This window comes from Candidatus Enterovibrio escicola (genome assembly GCF_002464935.1).
Taxonomy (GTDB): Bacteria; Pseudomonadota; Gammaproteobacteria; order Enterobacterales; family Vibrionaceae; genus Enterovibrio; species Enterovibrio escicola.
In genome coordinates this window covers 224,168-244,084 of record NZ_NBYY01000011.1, presented here as the reverse complement: position 1 = coordinate 244,084, position 19,917 = coordinate 224,168, and the positions used below count along the sequence as shown (strand labels likewise).

The following is a 19,917-nucleotide window of genomic DNA, read 5'->3' as shown; positions in this document are numbered from 1 at the left end:
TTTTACGATTTCCCCGCTGAGCACTGGACACATATTCGAACGACAAACCCCATTGAATCAATGTTTTCAACTGTGAGGATTAAGAATGAACAAAACCAAGAATTGTGGACGCCGAAAAACGACACGGGCAATGGCCTGCAAACTGATGAGAACTGCTGTGGTTACCTAGCGTAGCTTGCGAGGTTTTAAATTACTCGTGAATATCATCAGAGGCTTGAAATTCAGAAATGGAATTCGTGAAATAAACATCAATCATCAGGATATTGCTCTAGAAATTGTACACCAGATTTGACCATAGCTCCTATTTTATTTTACCTAGGAATTTCCTCCCAGAAACTATATGTGGTGGGGCTTAAGGCATATCCATTTCTATGATATATTTAGCACTATTGAACAGATAAAAGGCATGAATGAATTTCATCTGTATTTAACGACAAAAGGGTCAGGCTGATGCCTTCCCGTAAAGCGCGGTTACTGCCGAGAAGCTGAGTTTTGCCAAATTTTGAGGGAACTCATTATACCTGCAAAGAAATTCCTTGATCATGACAGCAGTAAAAATTGCTGAAATCTGCATCTTCAGGTTATTTGGGTATATAATAAATAACCCTAATGTTTATAAGGTAAGCAGGCTCTATAAACAGCGGGAATTTTTAGTCAAAGCTATTGAAGAGACTTTAGGGTAGGTTATTATGCTGTTTGATTGCTCAGCGAATCGTTCCTTAAACGTGGTGCATACTTAAATTTCGCGAAAAGAATTACCATTTTTGAACAGTTGGCTAGCGTAGGAAATGAATTAAGGTACATTGACGTTCTTGCAGAAATCTACGACTAATTCTTTCACGAGATCATTATTAAGTTGTTAGAGCTAGAGATACGGGGTTGTATCTACAGTACCCAGTGACTATATCAGAACGAGGAGGTACTAGCCATGATGGAGATCCTAATGTACCTATTTGAAACCTATATTCATAGTGATGTAGAATTGATGGTGGATCAGGACGAGTTAGCGGATGAGCTCCTAAGAGCTGGATTTCACCAAGAAGACATATATAAGGCGCTAAGTTGGCTTGAGAAGCTGGCCTTGTTGCAGGATGCTGATAAAATTCCCTACTTGTCAGGGAGTTCATTAACGTCTGTTCGTATTTTTACAGCGAAAGAAATGGGTCGTTTGGACACGGAGAGCCGTGGTTTTCTGATGTTTCTTGAGCAAATCAGCGTTCTGAATCCAGAAACCCGTGAAATGGCTATTGATCGTGTGATGGAATTGGAAACACAAGAACTTGTCCTCGAGGATCTGAAGTGGGTGATTCTTATGGTGTTGTTCAATGTGCCTGGCAACGAGCGTGCCTATGATCAGATGGAGGAATTGCTTTATTGCATGACGGAAGATGAAAATCTCCACTGAAACTGTTTTTAATTAGTAAGTTGTTTGAATTAAATTATTTTGGTATGAAAAATTAGCGAATAGTTTGTTATCTTAGATGAACATGTAATCGAGTAAAATGTACTGTGATCTACATAGGAAAAATTCATGTTATAAGGCACAGCAAACGTGGTTCGTTTAAGCAAATTTGAATTTGAAAAACTTACACCACGCTGTATAAGCAAATTCCCTCTTGATATATAGGAAGTTGTTCTTATCTGAGAAGGAGATGATCAATAATCTTTCCTTGGTAACAAAATAGTCCACGTATGCTTTGGAGCCTTGATTGAATAAAGTATTCTTCACGCAATCAGTTATCGGTGAAGAAAAGATTTAATTTATATTTTTAATATGCTATAGCTAGGCTAAAATAAATTAGCATAATCTATATGCTGATAAAATAGCGCGTTAATGGAACAACGCTCTTTATTTTTTACAATCTTCAGCTTTCCCCATTTATGTTCTATTGGATTAAGATCTGGATTGTTAAGAGAAGAAAGCGACTCTAAAGTACAACCACGAGCTTCAATTGCTTTCAGTGTGTCGCTACGCTTATGAATACTCGTATTATCCATAACAATCATAGCTTACTCTGGAACTTTCGAAAATAAATCTTGTTTGATCTATATGTGAAATACCTTTTTATTGACGTTTCCAATTACTAAACCAACGCGCGTTGCGCATAAGAAATGAACTAAATATCCAAGTATCGATCTGATTGTTTAAAAAAATTATCGACTGCATAAGGACTTTGGCATGAATAACTTAGACGCTGTTTTGGCGAAGTCGACGACTTCTGCTAGATTCTCCTACCCGCATGGAAACAACACCTAATTTCCTCCTGTGTCAAAGAAAGAAACATTCTCGCTTCTCAGTTACTGAAGTGAGGATGACAGTAATAGCTTTCCATCAATTGGGATATCGAAATTTCAAAACCCATTAGTTCCACTTTATTTTCCTCTGCCTCACCAACTAATTTCCTGAATTAGTCAGCTACACGCAAATGCGCAAGCTCATGCAAGGTGTTCTGGATGGCGTTGTTACTTACAAAGCGTAAGTTTAGGGTTGAGCAACTGTTTATAGCAAAACATTGTTGTCTCTACTAATGAGCGTTTGTGACAACCTATGTCCTTTTCCACTCCGCCAGTTTGTCCTCTTTTAAAGCCTTTATGGCTTTATTTCTAGGATGCCATTCCTCCCCAGACTCCGAGCTGCTTCTAGGTGGAATAGTTGCGTTATTCTTTTGTTCTTCAGTACGTGGTGACATGCTATGGTGTCATGGGCTCCATCAGCACTAATTTACTGTATCTTTCGTCGTAATGGGTTAATCAATATAGGTAAAACCTCATTATCATCCACAGAAACTAGGCTAACGTCTGCAACAATAACTTCATGAGTAGACACATTAACGGCAAGATGAAGTTTGCGACAGCTCCTCGACTCAGCAAAAAGTACTTAACTTTTACGGTCTTCGAACGCATTCCTAATGCAGGGTGTATGTAGGGGATTTTAGCGGAACATTCATCAACGTAAAAAACGAATTAAGAAAACCTTATAATCCACGAAGTGGGAGTTTAAACATACCTTTAACCATCAGTGCCGTTTCAATCCCAGTATCCGGAAATATAAACCCACGTCAACGATGACCGTGATACTTTAGATAATGGCGTGGTCGTCTATCCGAAAAGTAACTGAGCTGCGGATTACTCATGCTTGATTATATTGTTTCCAGTTGCTGATCTTGTTCTTGGCCTTTCCCATCATCACCTCCAGCTTAACTCCATGCTAATCTGATCGTAGGAATTGTGATTAGTTCAGGTATTTTGGAAACAAAGCTTCTTACTGCTACAAACACCATAGTGATTTGATACGATAGCATTATCTTGTTCGATAGAACGATTGAAATTCCTATAAATCAAGTTTACCATTAAAACTTAGATAGCAGGTACTGTCTAATATAGTTATGATCGTTTTTTAAAGCTCTCCGTATCTTCAAAATCATACTTTCAGTTTAGGGGCTTTCATTTGAATTTTAAAATATCTAAAATTAGCCCAATAACAAAAGCAGGATAAGGCGCAGTTCAACATATTTAATTTAAGAGAAGTTGATGAGTGTATTGCAAGTTTTGACCTTTCCAGATGATCGTCTTCGCAGGGTTGCAAAACTGGTAAAAATCGTTACACCAGAAATCCATAAAATTGTCGATGACATGCTAGAAACCATGTATGAGGAAGACGGTATTGGTCTCGCCGCTACACAGGTTAATATCCACCAACGCATAGTGGTAATCGATTTATCTGAAATACGTAACGAACCTATAGTGTTGATAAACCCAGAAATCCGTGAAAAGAATGGTGAATATACTTTCGAAGAGGGATGCCTCTCTGTACCCAGTATTCGTGCGTGGGTAACACGTGCAGCAAAAGTGTCCGTAAAAGCACTCGACCACAACGGGAAAGAATTTCAGTTCAAAGCCAATGACCTACTAGCTATTTGTATTCAACATGAACTCGATCATCTGGAAGGAAAATTATTTATCGATTACCTTTCACCGTTGAAACAACAACGTATCAAACAAAAACTCGAAAAAATAAAACGCACCAATCTAAAAAAGAGCTAGAGGTTTCCTTGCGCAACTCACTACAAATCATATTTGCAGGTACACCAGATTTCGCTGTTCGTCATATGACCACCTTATTGTCTTCACACCACGAGATCGTTGCTGTATACACCAAACCGGATAGTCCAGCAGGACGAGGTAAAAAATTAACTGCCAGCCCCGTAAAAATGCTGGCGATTGAAAATGACATTGCCATTTATCAACCCACTACCCTAAAATCTGAAGAATCGCAGCGTGAATTAGCAACAATCGATGCGGATATCATGGTCGTCGTGGCCTATGGTCTGATTTTACCAAAAGTTGCACTCGCTATTCCACGTCTGGGTTGTATAAATATTCACGGATCTATTCTTCCACGCTGGCGCGGTGCTGCACCGATTCAACGTGCCATTTTGGCCGGTGATGAACAAACAGGTGTCACTATCATTCAAATGAATGAAGGACTTGATAGCGGTGATATACTAAAAATCACAACCCTGAACATCGCTGATAAAGAAACTAGCGGAACGCTTTATGAGCGACTGGCTGTAATAGGGACTAACATGCTCATTTCGTGTTTAGATAATATCTCTGCGGGTAGCACAGTCCCCAAAAAACAAGACGATAAACTTGCTAACTATGCCAAGAAGCTAAGCAAAAGTGAAGCCCTGATAGATTGGACACTGAGTGCTGTTGCCATTGATCGTTGCATTCGAGCCTTCAATCCATGGCCCATGAGTTATTTTCTTGTGGGTAAGAACAATATCAAAGTGTGGGATGCTGAAGTAGAAATGGAAACCAGCGACAAAACCCCAGGCACAATTCTATCAGTAGACAAAATGGGTATTCGTGTCGCCACAGGAGACGGGGTATTGCGCCTGACTTCTCTTCAACCTCCAGGTAAGAAAACCATGAGCATTACAGATATTATCAACTCACGTCTGAACTGGTTTGAACCTACTAGTACCCTGTAAAGCAATGCTAGCAAGCAAGACTTTTTAGTGATTAATAACACAGTTTGTCGTTCGTGACACAATGACAATGAAAAAAATCCTGACGAAGGTAACTTCAATGAACGTAAGAGCTGTCGCTGCACAGATTATCTATCAGGTAGTAGATCAAGGGCAATCACTATCCACGATACTCCCCTTCGCTCAGCAAAAAATAGCACAACGGGATAATACCCTTCTAAAAGAGATCTGCTATGGCGTACTTCGCTGGCTACCTCGCCTAGAATCGATCACCAAAACGTTAATAAATAAGCCACTAGAAGGTAAACAACGCGTCTTCCACTACCTAATACTAGTTGGTTTCTACCAAATATCCTCTATGCGCATTCCTGCCTATGCAGCCGTTGCAGAAACTGTGGAGGCAACGAAAGTGCTGAATAAACCTCAACTACGCGGCTTGGTTAATGCAGTTTTACGTAATTATCAACGTAACCAAAATAAACTCGATATCGCCTCCATATCTCACGATGCGGGTAAATATGTTCATCCTAATTGGTTCCTTAAATTACTTAAAAACGCATATCCTTCACAGTGGGAACTTGTAATTTCAGCCAACAATGACAGAGCTCCAATGTGGCTGCGCGTTAATCGCATCCACAATAGTCGCGACAGCTATCGGGCACTACTGACTGAACGTGGAATCGATACTAATATCCACTCTGAAGCTGAAGACGCGTTAAACTTAACTACACCATGTGATGTCAACCTGCTTCCAGGTTTTTCTGACGGTTGGGTCTCAGTTCAAGATGCAGCATCGCAACTAGCCGTCGATTATCTTAAGCCTCAACTAGGTGATCTTATTTTAGATTGCTGCGCAGCCCCAGGTAGTAAAACCTGCCACATTCTTGAGCACCAAGGGGGTGCAAAGGTTGTCGCAATGGATGTAGATCCTACCCGACTTATATACGTGGAAGAGAACCTCAGACGTTTAAAGCTTACTGCACAAGTAATTTGTGGAGATGCCCGTTATCCTGAAGAATGGTCGATAGGTGAACAGTTTGACCGAATTCTTCTCGATGCTCCCTGTTCAGCTACTGGCGTGATCCGTCGTCATCCTGATATAAAGTGGTTACGTCGTCCTGATGACATCAAGCGGCTTGTGTTACTTCAGGCAGAAATTTTGGACGCAATATGGAGACAGCTCAAACCAGGAGGTACACTGGTATACGCGACATGTTCCATTACACCACAAGAAAACCACGAGCAAGTTTCAGCATTCCTTGCACGAACCAGCGATGCCTCACTGGAAACCTGTACACCAAAATCACTAGGACGACAAATCCTACCAGGACAAGAAAATATGGATGGTTTCTATTACGCAGTATTAAATAAAATATCGTTGATCAAAGTGGCGTAGAACAACTCTGTTGTATCCTAATGAACCACCGATCATAACAAATAAAAAAAGGAACCGAGGTTCACAACACGTTATGAAAATCATCATTTTGGGGGCAGGACAGGTCGGGGGCACATTGGCTGAAAATCTAGTCGGCGAAAACAATGATATCACCATTGTAGATATAAACTCTGAACGCCTCAGAGAGCTACAAGACAAATACGATCTTAGAGTTGTTCACGGTTATGCCAGTTATCCTTCCACCTTATTTGAAGCAGGTGCTCAATACGCCGACATGCTAGTTGCCGTCACCAACTCTGACGAAATCAATATGATTGCCTGCCAAATTGCTTTCACGCTCTACAATACTCCAAACCGCGTCGCACGCATACGAAGCCAAGAATACCTCGCAGCCAAAGAAGAACTGTTTCAAACCGATTCCTGTCCAGTAGATCACTTGATTGCACCAGAAGAACTAGTTACTTGCTATATCAATCGTTTGATTGAATATCCTGGTGCACTACAGGTTGTTAACTTTGCTGACAATAAAGTCGGTCTAGTCGCGGTCAAAGCTTACTACGGCGGCCCCTTAGTCGGTAATGCACTATCAGCACTACGCGAGCACATGCCACATATTGACACTCGTGTAGCCGCAATTTTCCGCAGAGACCGTCCCATCCGTCCGCAAGGAACCACAATCATTGAAGCTGATGACGAAGTGTTTTTCGTTGCAGCAAGTAATAATATTCGTGCCGTTATGAGCGAGTTACAACGTCTTGAGAAACCATACAAACGCATAATGATTGTAGGTGGTGGTAATATCGGAGCTGGATTAGCAAAAAGTCTTGAAAGTGCCTATAGAGTAAAACTAATAGAACGCAATCCTAAACGTGCTGAACAATTGTCGGAAATTCTCGGAAATACCATTGTCTTTTGTGGTGATGCCGCCGATCAGGAATTGCTCAGTGAAGAACATATCGATCAAATTGATGTGTTTATCGCAGTCACCAACGAAGACGAAGCCAACATAATGTCCGCCATGCTAGCAAAACGCCTTGGTGCCAAAAAGGTCTTAGTACTAATCCAACGTGCTGCTTATTTATACTTAGTTCAAGGTGGTGTGATTGATGTGGCGATCTCACCTCAGCAAGCAACTATTTCCGCCTTGCTGACACACGTGCGTAAAGCCGATATCGTGAATGTATCCTCCTTACGCCATGGGGCAGCGGAAGCGATTGAAGCAATCGCACACGGTGATTCCCGCACATCTAAGGTCGTAGGTCGAGCTATTGGTAACATAAAATTGCCTCCTGGCACAACTATCGGTGCCATTGTCCGAGAAGATGAAGTTCTGATCGCACATGATAAAACAGTTATTCAGCAAAACGACCACATTGTGATGTTCTTAGTGGACAAAAAGTATATTCAGGATGTGGAGCGGCTTTTTCAGCCGAATCCACTTTTCCTTTAATCCTAACCGGCTTCTATGATTCATCTTCAATCCGTACTTTTTGTTATTGGAATAATATTATTTAACCTGAGCTGCGCTCAAGAAACAAACTAAATGCCAAAGTCGCGATCTGATCGTTTGAAATAAACTATTGACTGCACAAGGACTTTGGCATGAATAACCTAGATGCTGTTTTCATCAATGTCACCGACTTCTGCCAGACTTTCCTCCTGCATGGAAAACACACCTAATTTCTTCCGGTATCAAACAAAGAAACAAACCTTCTTGCCTCTTAGTTAGCGAAGTGATAACGATAGTGATAGCTTTCCATCAATTGGGGTATCGAGACTTAAAAACCTATTACATCCACTTTTATTGTCGCTACCTCATCAACGAACTTCCTGAATTAGTTAGCTACACGAAGATACTTAAGCTCATGCAAGATATTCTAGTTCCGCTTTGCTCTTACCTCACTCACTATCAGTCAAGGCTAACAGGGATTGCCTTCGTTGATTCGTCCACGTTATAGCTTTATCACAACCTATGCATTCTTAGACATCAGGTTTTTAAAGGTACCGTGAAGCAAGGGAAAGGAACGATGGGGTGTTTATACGTAGACAAAGATTATATCGCTGATCCATTAGAGCGGGAACTTGCAGACAAGAGAGTGACACTAATAACGGGTATAAAAAAGAATATGAAACCCTAAGTTATGAAACTTTAAGATCGCCTGATATTCCGGAAATAATTTATTATTGAACCCGTTTTTGATCAACTAAAAACATATCTAAAATCGAGTACTCTAGGAACACATAGTTGTGCCAGCTTTATGGCGGGGCTCCTCGCGTATTCATTTCAACCAAAGAAGCCGAATATCAAGATAATTCGGCTTGATAAGCAAGCACTTATGCAGATCTTTGGTTAACGATGTTCTTTTAGAGTATTTGATTGCAAATTAAGATATAACACCTTGTGTATTTCAAATGACAGAGGGCGCTTGTTAAATTATTTTATAATATTTTTATCTTCTTCGACTGTGACCTGTCATATAACAACTTGTATGTCATCATACAAATAACCAAGGCCTTGATGGTCATCATTTGTGGGTTACCATAATAAGCCGCCATACCGATAAAACCTGATAACAACAACAGTTGACGATAGTTGGTTAATGTCGTCATGTAGAGAGCTGCTAGAATTACACTTAAATCGGCAAATTGTAGAGCAACCGGCAGTGTTGGTTCAACCATGAATGCTGTAACCGCTAGATATACTATGTAGAGAATACCCGTAACCATAATGCTACCAAGCCCAATGATTACCGCCTTAGAGGTACTAGTGAAATCTTTTGCATAGCGGTAAGTATTCAACGAGGCCACTGAGATATTCAAGATCACTTTTGGCCACCAACCCATCAAGAATGCCCACACCGTGTCATTGGCTGCGGAGCAAAACGCCGCGTATCGTGTGGACTTAATGGTATTAAAAACTGTGAGGGATATATAAAAAGCAACCGATGTCCATCCGAGGATTTCTGCGATAAGGTCTAGCATCATTCAATATGATCTCTTATATTATCGATAACGCACAATATTGTTTATATGCATATTTCCATCAGGGATGGGTGGGTAGAATCCATTTAATATTAACCTGACCTACAATCCTCAACTCCATGGAAATTCGGAAAAATACCATTTTGAAGATTTAACAGGCAAGCTGGATGATAAGGCAATTTAATCTAGATTATCAACAAATAAAAGCCAAAAATAACATATTTACTCTGAGCTAAGTCTTAGAGGTAGATGTAGTAGTCTCAGTCCTACCACATTTTTACTTCTGCACTAGAGATTTTACCGAACACTCGCGTTATGATGTTAGCAACATGCAATACGAGTACCTTACATGCAACATGAGTGGTTTCAAGGTGTATGAGCTTATCGTTAGCATTGTATTACTTTTAGTAATTCATCAACCTTCAGGCATCTCAACTTAACATCGATATGATTCAAACTAAATAAAGTTATATTTCAAGGAAAGCATGCCAAAGTCGCGATCTGATCGTTGGAATTAAATTATCACTCGCAAAAGAACTTTAGCATGAAAGCATGAATAATTCAGACGCGATTTCTAGCTAGTTTTTCTTCCTGATCTGGAAAAATACCGGATTTCAGGTGTTCAAATAAGAAATAAAACTTCTCGTCTTTCAATCAGTAATAATAATGACGATTATTGTATCCTTTTGTCAATCTAGATTTCGTAATTTTAGAACGTATTACAGGCAACTTATCTAACATCTCCTAACGGCATTATTTCCCAAATATCTGAACTAATCTCAATTCCTACGATCAGATTATCATGGAGTTAAGCGGGAGGTTATAATGAAAAAGACCAAGCACAAGCTTGGCAACTGGAAACAATATAATCCAAGCATTATTAAAACGAGGCTCAATCACTTTCTAGATAGACGTCGCTTCTATTAAGGCATGGCCTTGTCTAAAACATCCCAGTCATCGTGATGGTGGGTTTCTATTTTCGGATATCTCGATTGAAACGGCACTGATGGTGAAAGGTCTTTTTAAACTCTACTTTGTAGATTAGAAAGTTTTCTCACTTCAGTTTTTATGTTGATGTATTTCCCGCTGAAATTCCCTACATACACCTGCATTAGTAAGCGATCGAAGACAGTAAAAGTTAAGTAACCGCAGATCTGCATAAGTGCTTGCTTATCAAGCCGAATTATCTTGATATTCGGCTTCTTTGGTTGAAATGAATACGCGAGGAGCCCCGCCATAAAGCTGACACAACTATGTGTGCCTAGAGTACTAGATTTTAGATATGTTTTTAGTTGATCAAAAACGGGTTCAATAATAAATTATTTCCGGAATATCAGGCGATCTTAAAGTTTCATAACTTTGGGTTTTATATTCTTTTTCATACCCGTTATTAGTGTCACTCTCTTGTCTACAAGTTCCCGCTCTAATGGATCAGCGATATAATCTTTGTCTACGTATAAACACCCCAGAGCTCCTCAGCCGTTTCCGATATAGGCTTTCTATCATCCACGTTAGACGTGGTCACTTTAATTGAGATAATACCACTTTGGTCATTGATAATCAGGTATGACTTGAAGCCGTAGAACCACCCCATCGTTCCTTTCCCTTGCTTCACGGTATCTTTAAAAAGCTGATGTCTGAGAATGCAGAGGTTGTGATAAACCTGTATCTTAGATGAATCAACGAAGGTAATTCCTGTTGGCCTTGACTGACGGTGAGTGAGGTAAGAGCAAAGCGGAACTAGAATATCTTGCATGAGCTTAAGTATCTTCGTGTAGCTAACTAATTCAGGAAATTCGTTGATGAGGTAGCGACAATAAAAGTGGATGTAATAGGTTTTTAAGTCTCAATACCCCAATTGATGGAAAGCTATCACTATCGTTATCACTTCGCTAACTAAGAGGCAAGAAGGTTTGTTTCTTTGTTTGATACCGGAAGAAATTAGGTATGTTTTCCATGCAGGAGGAAAGTCTGGCAGAAGTCGGTGACATCGATGAAAACAGCATCTAGGTTATTCATGCCAAAATCCTTGTGCAATCAATAGTTTATTTCAAACGATCAGATCGCGACTTTGGCATTTAGTTTGTTTCTTACTGCACAGCCTGGGTTATTTAGGATTTAATAAATCCTTCTGTTATTTTTAAATAATGGCATTAGCAGCTCACTTAGAAAGTGTCACATTTCAGACTTAAATTCAGGCTCCAACTAGTATCTTCAAGTCATTTAAATATATTAAAGGTGAAAAACTTCTGACCTCTGACTCACCTTCAAAAATAATTTAACGTATTACTATATCTCTAATATAGAGAGTCTCTTGTACTAAAATCATACGAGTATGCAATTAAAAGGATTAAAAAATGGCAAATACAGCGGATTATATTTGGGTAAATGGCGAACTCATTTCTTGGCAAGACGCCACCGTTCACGTTCTAACTCACGCCATGCATTATGGGACATCTGTTTTCGAAGGTATTCGTTCTTACGACACACCAAATGGTCCGATTGTTTTCCGCAATCGCGATCATATGCAACGCTTAAAAGACAGTGCAAAAATTTATCGCTTTCCGATTCCATATAATGTTGATAGCCTCATGGAGGCGTGCCGAGAAACACTCCGGACTAATAAGCTTCGCTCTGCATATATCCGCCCTCTTGGCTTTATTGGTAATGTCGGTCTTGGCATATGTCCTCCACCAGAAACGATAATGGATATTATCATTGCCGCATTTAACTGGGAATCTTATTTCGGTAAAGGGGCTTTGGAAAATGGAGTTGATACCATGATTTCAAGCTGGAACCGCACCTCACCCAACACCATTCCTACAGTGGCAAAAGCTGGCGGTAACTATCTATCTAGCTTGCTCGTAGGTGGCGAAGCACGCCGTCATGGTTACGCAGAAGGCATTGCTCTAAGCGTCCAGGGTTATTTATCAGAAGGTGCAGGTGAAAACTTATTTGTGGTAAAAAATAATGTCATCTCAACCCCTCCATCTACCAGCGCTATCTTGCCAGGGATCACTCGTGACTCGATCATTATCTTGGCTACTCAGATGGGTCACGAGGTACGCGAAGAAAACATTGCACGTGAATCTCTTTACCTTGCCGACGAAGTATTCATGACGGGTACTGCAGTGGAAATTGTGCCAGTTCGCAGTGTTGATCAGATAACTGTAGGCGAAGGCGATCGTGGGTCAGTAACAGAAAAAATTCAAACCGCATTTTTTGGCTTGTTTAATGGTCAAACTGAAGATCAATGGGGATGGCTCGATCCAGTCTATCCAATTGCTAAAATAAGTAGTAAAAAAGGACAAGTAAATGCCTAAATACCCTTCAACCACCACAACCCATGGACGTAATATGGCTGGTGCCCGTGCTTTATGGCGCGCAACTGGTGTCAAAGATGAAGATTTTGGCAAACCAATCATCGCAGTGGTAAACTCTTTTACCCAGTTTGTCCCAGGGCATGTTCACTTAAAAGATATGGGACAGCTTGTTGCACACGAAATTTATAAGAGCGGTGCCATCGCAAAAGAATTCAATACCATTGCTATAGATGATGGTATCGCCATGGGTCACGGTGGCATGCTATACAGTTTACCATCACGTGAACTGATCGCTGACTCTGTAGAATACATGATAAATGCTCACTGCGCTGATGCCATGGTTTGCATTTCAAACTGTGATAAAATCACCCCTGGTATGCTGATGGCAGCCATGCGCCTCAATATTCCTGTGATATTTGTCTCAGGTGGCCCAATGGAAGCAGGAAAAACCAAATTATCAAATAAACTTCTAAAACTCGATCTGATCGATGCTATGATCCAAGGAGCTAACCCCAAGGTATCTAACGAGAAAAGCGAACAAATCGAACGTTCAGCCTGCCCAACCTGTGGTTCATGCTCAGGTATGTTTACTGCTAACTCTATGAACTGTCTGACTGAAGCACTCGGTTTGAGCCAACCTGGTAATGGCTCCATGCTGGCGACACACACGGATCGTAAGCAATTATTCCTAAAAGCCGGTCAGCTCATTGTTGAATTAACCAAACGCTACTATGAACAAGACGACTCGACTGTTTTGCCACGCAACATTGCCAATAAAGCCGCCTTCGAGAATGCTATGACTTTAGATATCGCCATGGGAGGTTCAAGTAACACTGTGCTACATTTATTGGCCGCTGCACAAGAAGGTAAGGTTAACTTTAATATGGTGGATATTGAGCGCATTTCTCAGCGAGTTCCTCATCTATGCAAAGTTTCCCCTTCGTCCCAAAAATATCACATGGAAGATGTACACCGTGCAGGAGGCGTCATGGGGATTTTAGGTGAACTCGATCGTGCTGGTTTGCTGGACACTAATGTTCCCAATATCTTGGGTAAAAACATGGCAGATACTCTTGCCAAATACGATATAATGGTCACTCATGATGAAGATGTTAAAACCTTCTTCCGTGCGGGGCCTGCTGGTATCCGAACCACTAAAGCTTTTTCCCAAAATTGCCGTTGGGACACACTTGATGATAACCGAGTAAACGGTTGTATTCGCACCCGAGAACATGCTTTTAGCCAAGAAGGGAGCCTTGCCGTGCTTAGCGGTAACATCGCAGTGGATGGTTGTATTGTTAAAACTTCAGGGGTCGACAAAGAAAATTTCGTTTTCCGTGGGCCTGCACACGTGTTCGAAGCCCAAGAAGAAGCTGTCAGCGGTATTTTGGCTGGTGACGTGAAACCTGGAGAAGTCGTGGTAATCCGCTATGAAGGCCCGAAGGGTGGTCCTGGAATGCAAGAAATGTTATACCCTACCACTTACCTGAAATCAATGGGGTTAGATAAAACCTGTGCACTTATTACTGATGGCCGATTTTCTGGAGGCACCAGTGGCCTATCTATCGGTCATGTATCACCAGAAGCGGCAAGCGGAGGTACCATTGGTTTGATAAAGAAAAGTGATATAATTAGCATTAATATCCCAAACCGTTCTATCATATTAGAAGTAGATAATACTGAACTTGCCACACGAAGAACAGACGCTGATGCACGAGGTTGGACACCAATTTCTCGTGAACGATCAGTATCGTTAGCACTAAAAGCATACGCTAGCTTGGCCACCAGTGCTGACAGAGGTGCCGTTCGTGATAGGAGTAAACTGGAGAATTAGTCATTACTCACCAATCACAAAAATCAATACACAAATCAATGTAAATTACTTGTACAATATTCTGATCGCACTTCTTTACGAAGTACTAGGACTCACTAAACCTCAATATATGCCAAGTGTTTTTAATGCACGTAGGCGTTATTTACCAAATATCTGAACTAATCGCAATTCCTACGATTAGATTATCATGGAGTTAAGAGGGAGGTTATAATGGGAAAGACCCAGCACAAAATTAGCAACTGGAAACAATATAATAAACCTAAGCTACGCATAAGAAATGAACTAAATGCCAAAGTCGCGATCTGACTCGTTTGAAATAAACTATTGACTTCACTATAACTTGGGCATAAATAACGTTAGACGCCGTTTTTGTCGACTTCTACCAGACTTTCCTCCCTGCATCGGAAAACACCTAATTTCTTCCGGTATCAAACAAAGAAACCTTCTCGCCTCTCAGTTCGCAAAGTGATGACAATAGTGATAGCTTTCCATCACTTTAGTTAGTTACACGAGAATGCTCAAACTCATGCAAGGTGTCCTAGTTCCGCTTTAATCTTACTTCACTCATCGTCAGGAAAGATCGACAGGGATTGCCTTTGTTGATTCGTCTAAGCTACAGGTTTGTCACAACCTACGCATTTTTAGACATCAGCTTTTTAGAGTACTGTGAAACGTGAAAAAGGAACGATGGGGTGGTTCTACAGTGTAAAATTACACCTGATTAACCGCAGATCAGTTACTTTTTGGATAGAGAACCACACCATTATCTAAAATATCACGGTCATCGTTGACGTGGGTTTATATTTTCTAATACCTCGTTTGAAACGACACGGATGGTGAAAGGTATTTTCAAGCTCCTACTTTGTAGATTAGAAGGCTTTCTCAATTCAGTTTTTACGTTGATGAATGTCCCGCTGAGATCCCCTACATACACTTTCATTAGTAAGTGTTCGAAGACCGTAAGAAGTTAAGTGCTGTGTATAGAAACTATCGACTACATCGTTATTGATGCCATAGGCCTAAAGGTATACGGCAAAGGTGAATGGAAAACGCATAAACACGACAAGGCGAAGCCGAGTATCAGGTGCAAACTTCATCTTTCTGTTGAAGCCTCTACTCATGAGGCTATTGTTGTAGAAGTTAGCTTAGTTTCTGTGGGTGATAATGAGATTTTACCTACTATTGATTAACCACTTACGACGAAATACAGGGTATTGGGAGGAAAGGCTTTCTAGGATGGAAGCTATAAAGGCGTTAGAAAAAGATAAATTAGCGGAGTGATCAAAGGATATGGGTTATCATAAACGCTCATTAGCAGAGACAGTCCTGTTTCGCTATAAACACTTTCTGAGCCCTAAACTCACTCTTCGGGATTACAATGCTCAAGTTAGTGAAGAGCTGATCAATGTGAAAGCAATGGACCAAGTTATAAGACTCGGTATGCCTGTTCGCTTGCAGACAAATTAAGACTATAAAAAATCTGGATTAGTGCATTATAGGCCTGATTTAATCAATAAGTCCTCGGAAAAGGCCTGTATTTTCCGTCAATTATCTTGGTTCTCTGAGAGAGAATACTGAAAAATTAGATTGTTGCCTTTTTTAAATAACAATTATCTTCTCTGAACAAACGGACACGTATACCATACGTGTACTATTTTATAATTACCAAGGATAAAGTCAATTATGTTGAAAAAATTGTGCATCATAGTCGCCGTAACCATACTTTCCTTCTCAGCACAGTCAGGTCGCTTTAACGCCGGTGAAGATTATCAAGTACTAGATTTACCGAAAACTCACTCACCAACCATTACCCATTTTTTCTCTTTCTTCTGCCTACATTGCTACAAAAGTGAAGATTTAATGAAAGAACTCAAAAAACAGATCCCAGAAAACACACAGTTTCAAAAGAACCACGTTTCTTTTATGGGAGGTAACATGGGTAAAGAACTGAATAAAGCCTATGCGACAGCAGTCATTCTAAACGTTGAAGATACCATGATCCCAGTAATTTTCCACCGAATTCACTTATTACAAAAGCCTCCGATGAACCTAGAAGAATTACGTAAAATGTACATAGATAAAGGTATACAGGCCGAAAAATTTGATGCCACCTACAACAGTTTTATAGTTAACTCCATGGCAAACCGTTTTGACAAAGAATTTCAAGATTCAGGTCTGCAAAGTGTTCCTGCGGTTATAGTTAACGGCCGATATCACTTAACCCCAAAAACCATAACAACCCCCGCCGATTATGTTTCGTTGGTGCAATTCCTACTGATCCAGTAATTAAAGTACATTTCTAAAAAGTATGAGTCATGCATTTAATATCTTGTTCTTTATTCAATATGCCTACTTTTACATGGTAATTCTTACCACTATCGTTGATATTAAGTAACCTCAGATCTGCATAAGAACTTATGCAGATCTGAGGTTACTTAGGTTGATAATTGATCCTTGCTTGAGCGAAGGTAATCTCTTCATCCGTGACTATTTTTAACCTAAGCTGCGCTTGAGAAATGAACTAAATACAAAAAGCGAGATCTGATTGTTTGAAAAAAACTATTGACTGCATCATAACTGACTTGCTCTATCTTTCACCATAAGTGGTTAATCAATAGTAGGTAAAATCTCATTATCACCCACAGAAACTAAGCTAACTTCTACAACAATAGCCTCATGAGTAGAGGCTTCAACAGAAAGATGAAGTTTGCACCTGATACTCGGCTTCGCCTTGTCGTGTTTATGCGTTTCCCATTCACCTTCGCCGTATACCTTTAGGGCTATGGCATCAATAACGATGTAGTCGATAGTTTCTATACACGGCACTTAACTTCTTACGATCTTCGAACACTTACTAATGAAAGTGTATGTAGGGGATCTCAGCAGGACATTCATCAACGTAAAAACTGAATTGAGAAAGCCTTCTAATCTACAAAGTAGGAGCTTGAAAATACCTTTCCCATCCTTACCTCCCACTTAACTCCATAATGATCTAATCGTAGGAATTGCGATTAGTTCAGATATTTGGGGAAATAAAACTAATTGAATAAGAAACGGTCATGATCTAAATCAGAATATTTCCCAGAACAAAAACATTGGAAGGCATTACCTTCAAAAAATAATTTTACGACCTCTAACCTGTGCATAACTAGACATATAAACGGTGATTAAACTAGAGTTATCTATATAATAACTTCCTCCTAATTCGATTGTTGTGGATAACCATCAACTTTACTCCCAGATTGTACCTATATTGATCCAAGCAAATACACAGTAACTCATCATTCATAACTATATGATCGTATTTATGATTTATCAGTTACACACAAAGATCACCTAACATAATAAAAGATCTAATAAAAGATCTAATAAAAGATCTTTATCTTTATAAAGCTACCTTGCTCTCTTACAGATAAAACACTTTGAGTATTATATGTGTTTAAAATTCGGTAGAATGATCCTCTAGAGATCAACATATGGATCAACCTTTTTAAGGTCAAATAATGTTTTATCAAGATAACTTTGACGTCATCGTTGTAGGTGGAGGTCATTCAGGAACAGAAGCATCATTGGCAGCTGCACGTATGGGTCAACGAACACTCTTACTAACCCACAACATTGAAACGCTAGGGCAAATGTCATGTAATCCAGCTATTGGTGGGATTGGAAAGGGGCATTTGGTGAAAGAAATTGATGCATTGGGTGGTTTAATGGCACAGGCTATCGATAAATCTGGAATTCAATTCCGCATTCTAAATGCATCTAAAGGTCCAGCGGTGCGTGCAACACGCGCTCAGGCGGATCGCTTGTTATATAAATCTTTAATACGCCAATCTCTTGAAAATCAACAAAATTTAATGTTGTTCCAACAAGCTGTTACTGATCTGATTGTAGAACAGAATTCTATAATTGGTGTTGTCACTGAAATGGGTTTAAAATTTCGTGCGAAAGCTGTAGTCCTGACAGTAGGAACATTTCTTGGTGGTAAAATATATATTGGTTTAGAAAATTATTCAGGAGGACGGGCGGGCGATCCATCGTCGAGCGTTCTGGCTGATCGACTTCGTGAATTACCATTTCGCGCAGAACGCCTAAAAACAGGAACACCGCCTCGTATTGATGCACGAACCGTTGATTTTAGTGTAATGGAAAAACAACAAGGTGATAAACCATGTCCAGTCTTCTCATTTATGGGAAATATCTACGACCACCCTCGTCAATTACTCTGCTACATTACCTATACTAATGAAAAAACACATGATTTAATACGTAATAACTTGGATCGAAGTCCTATGTATTCCGGCCTTATTGAAGGTATTGGTCCTCGTTATTGCCCTTCAATTGAAGATAAGGTGATCCGCTTTACAGACAAGAACAAACACCAGATTTTCGTCGAACCTGAAGGACTTACCACCCATACTCTTTATCCTAACGGGATTTCCACCAGCCTACCATTTGATCTACAAATGGCAATTATCCACTCTATCAAAGGTTTCGAAAAGGCTAAAGTGATTAGCCCTGGATATGCGATCGAATATGACTTTTTCGATCCTCGCGATCTCAAACAAACTTTTGAAACTAAGTTTATTAGTGGTTTGTTTTTCGCTGGACAAATTAACGGTACTACTGGTTATGAAGAAGCAGCAGCTCAAGGTTTGCTGGCAGGTGCTAACGCTGCTTTGTTTTCACAAGATAATGAGGGTTGGTGCCCACGTCGTGATGAAGCTTACATTGGAGTGTTGATAGATGATTTGACGACCCTCGGTACTAAAGAACCGTATCGAATGTTCACGTCGCGTGCCGAATATAGGTTGTTGCTGCGTGAGGATAATGCAGATCTTCGTTTAACTGAAACTGGTTGGAAGTTGGGTTTAGTAGATGATGCACGTTGGAGACGTTTTAACCAAAAACTGGAAAATATCGAGCAAGAAGCTCAACGTCTTCGTTCGATATGGATCAATCCTACCTCAGAGCACTTAGATGCCCTTAATACCATGTTAAAAACTGCATTGACGAGAGAAGCAAACGGCGAGGATCTACTAAGGCGTCCTGAAATATCGTACGATCAACTCGTTACACACCCAGTATTTTCACCACCTCATGATGATAAACAAGCACGGGAACAAGTTGAAATTCAGATAAAATATGCTGGCTATATTAATCGACAGAAAGATGAAATAGAAAAATCGATCCGTCATGAAAATACCCTTATACCTAAGACGTTAGATTACAAAAAAATTAACGGATTGTCGAATGAAGTAGTTGCTAAGCTTCAAAATACCCGTCCAGAAACAATAGGTAAAGCTTCTCGTGTTTCTGGTATTACGCCCGTGGCTATTTCTATTCTTTTGGTTTATTTAAAAAAATATTCCCAAAAGGGAGCCTAAC

Annotated in this window: 17 protein-coding genes and 5 pseudogenes; 15 read left to right on the top strand and 7 right to left on the bottom strand. The window is 40.1% G+C overall.

Annotated elements, in window-relative coordinates:
• Both BTN49_RS17515 and BTN49_RS05225 read left to right on the top strand, forming a co-directional pair.
• Positions 1–292: pseudogene (locus BTN49_RS17515) on the top strand (IS256 family transposase); the annotation flags it as partial.
• A gap of 636 nt (positions 293–928) precedes the next feature.
• A complete protein-coding gene (locus BTN49_RS05225; RefSeq protein ID WP_097356295.1) occupies positions 929–1,405 on the top strand; it encodes a DUF494 family protein in 477 nt (158 codons plus the stop codon).
• Between the two features lie 383 nt (positions 1,406–1,788).
• Here BTN49_RS05225 and BTN49_RS05220 read toward each other — a convergent pair whose 3' ends face one another.
• Entirely contained in the window at positions 1,789–1,998 is a 210-nt protein-coding gene (locus tag BTN49_RS05220) for a transposase (protein ID WP_158523630.1), read from the bottom strand.
• Between the two features lie 242 nt (positions 1,999–2,240).
• Between BTN49_RS05220 and BTN49_RS19015 the strand changes: the two genes are divergently transcribed.
• Positions 2,241–2,366 carry a hypothetical protein gene (locus BTN49_RS19015; RefSeq protein WP_263364220.1) on the top strand — a complete coding sequence of 42 codons (126 nt, stop codon included), beginning with the start codon at positions 2,241–2,243 and terminating at the stop codon, positions 2,364–2,366.
• Between the two features lie 180 nt (positions 2,367–2,546).
• Here the strand turns inward: BTN49_RS19015 and BTN49_RS13895 are convergent, their stop codons facing one another.
• Positions 2,547–2,690, bottom strand: a complete 144-nt coding sequence (locus BTN49_RS13895; RefSeq protein WP_158523629.1) for a hypothetical protein — start codon at positions 2,688–2,690, stop codon at positions 2,547–2,549.
• 184 nt (positions 2,691–2,874) lie between these two features.
• Positions 2,875–3,059: pseudogene (locus tag BTN49_RS20480) on the bottom strand (transposase); the annotation flags it as partial.
• A gap of 472 nt (positions 3,060–3,531) precedes the next feature.
• On the opposite strand from BTN49_RS20480, the gene def reads away from it, so the two are divergent.
• The 6 genes from def to BTN49_RS15305 all read left to right on the top strand — a co-directional run bounded on the left by def (position 3,532) and on the right by BTN49_RS15305 (position 8,528).
• On the top strand, positions 3,532–4,044 hold the full coding sequence (def, locus tag BTN49_RS05215) for a peptide deformylase (protein WP_097356293.1): 513 nt from the start codon (positions 3,532–3,534) through the stop codon (positions 4,042–4,044).
• Positions 4,045–4,052: 8 nt separating this feature from the next.
• Positions 4,053–4,997, top strand: a complete 945-nt coding sequence (fmt, locus tag BTN49_RS05210) for a methionyl-tRNA formyltransferase (RefSeq protein ID WP_097356292.1) — start codon at positions 4,053–4,055, stop codon at positions 4,995–4,997.
• Between the two features lie 97 nt (positions 4,998–5,094).
• Positions 5,095–6,390, top strand: coding sequence for a 16S rRNA (cytosine(967)-C(5))-methyltransferase RsmB (gene rsmB / locus BTN49_RS05205; protein WP_097356291.1), 1,296 nt, complete (start codon positions 5,095–5,097; stop codon positions 6,388–6,390).
• A gap of 73 nt (positions 6,391–6,463) precedes the next feature.
• Entirely contained in the window at positions 6,464–7,840 is a 1,377-nt protein-coding gene (gene trkA, locus BTN49_RS05200) for a Trk system potassium transporter TrkA (protein WP_097356290.1), read from the top strand.
• A gap of 283 nt (positions 7,841–8,123) precedes the next feature.
• A complete protein-coding gene (locus BTN49_RS15310; protein WP_199399381.1) occupies positions 8,124–8,348 on the top strand; it encodes a hypothetical protein in 225 nt (74 codons plus the stop codon).
• Between the two features lie 48 nt (positions 8,349–8,396).
• A complete protein-coding gene (locus BTN49_RS15305; RefSeq protein ID WP_199399380.1) occupies positions 8,397–8,528 on the top strand; it encodes a transposase in 132 nt (43 codons plus the stop codon).
• Positions 8,529–8,829: 301 nt separating this feature from the next.
• On the opposite strand, the gene BTN49_RS05190 is transcribed toward BTN49_RS15305, so the two are convergent.
• Positions 8,830–9,375, bottom strand: coding sequence for a hypothetical protein (locus BTN49_RS05190; RefSeq protein WP_097356289.1), 546 nt, complete (start codon positions 9,373–9,375; stop codon positions 8,830–8,832).
• 1,148 nt (positions 9,376–10,523) lie between these two features.
• Positions 10,524–11,391, bottom strand: a pseudogene (locus tag BTN49_RS22035) (IS982 family transposase); the annotation flags it as partial.
• Between the two features lie 338 nt (positions 11,392–11,729).
• On the opposite strand from BTN49_RS22035, the gene BTN49_RS05180 reads away from it, so the two are divergent.
• The 5 genes and pseudogenes from BTN49_RS05180 to BTN49_RS05160 all read left to right on the top strand — a co-directional run bounded on the left by BTN49_RS05180 (position 11,730) and on the right by BTN49_RS05160 (position 16,815).
• Positions 11,730–12,695, top strand: a complete 966-nt coding sequence (locus tag BTN49_RS05180; RefSeq protein WP_097356288.1) for a branched-chain amino acid transaminase — start codon at positions 11,730–11,732, stop codon at positions 12,693–12,695.
• On the top strand, positions 12,688–14,529 hold the full coding sequence (gene ilvD, locus BTN49_RS05175) for a dihydroxy-acid dehydratase (protein WP_097356287.1): 1,842 nt from the start codon (positions 12,688–12,690) through the stop codon (positions 14,527–14,529). Before BTN49_RS05180 ends, ilvD begins: the two co-directional genes overlap by 8 nt.
• 350 nt (positions 14,530–14,879) lie before the next feature.
• Positions 14,880–15,252 (top strand): annotated as a pseudogene (locus tag BTN49_RS22030) (transposase); the annotation flags it as partial.
• Positions 15,247–15,996, top strand: a pseudogene (locus tag BTN49_RS05165) (transposase). The pseudogenes BTN49_RS22030 and BTN49_RS05165, both read left to right, overlap by 6 nt.
• A 219-nt stretch (positions 15,997–16,215) precedes the next feature.
• On the top strand, positions 16,216–16,815 hold the full coding sequence (locus BTN49_RS05160; protein ID WP_190319206.1) for a thiol:disulfide interchange protein DsbA/DsbL: 600 nt from the start codon (positions 16,216–16,218) through the stop codon (positions 16,813–16,815).
• Between the two features lie 321 nt (positions 16,816–17,136).
• Here BTN49_RS05160 and BTN49_RS05155 read toward each other — a convergent pair whose 3' ends face one another.
• Positions 17,137–17,355 carry a hypothetical protein gene (locus BTN49_RS05155; protein WP_097356285.1) on the bottom strand — a complete coding sequence of 73 codons (219 nt, stop codon included), beginning with the start codon at positions 17,353–17,355 and terminating at the stop codon, positions 17,137–17,139.
• Positions 17,356–17,505, bottom strand: coding sequence for a hypothetical protein (locus tag BTN49_RS13890; RefSeq protein WP_158523628.1), 150 nt, complete (start codon positions 17,503–17,505; stop codon positions 17,356–17,358).
• A 527-nt stretch (positions 17,506–18,032) separates the two neighbouring features.
• Here BTN49_RS13890 and mnmG point away from each other — a divergent pair.
• Complete coding sequence (gene mnmG / locus BTN49_RS05150) at positions 18,033–19,916, top strand: tRNA uridine-5-carboxymethylaminomethyl(34) synthesis enzyme MnmG (RefSeq protein WP_097356284.1); 1,884 nt, start codon at positions 18,033–18,035, stop codon at positions 19,914–19,916.
• Position 19,917: the final 1 nt, after the last annotated feature.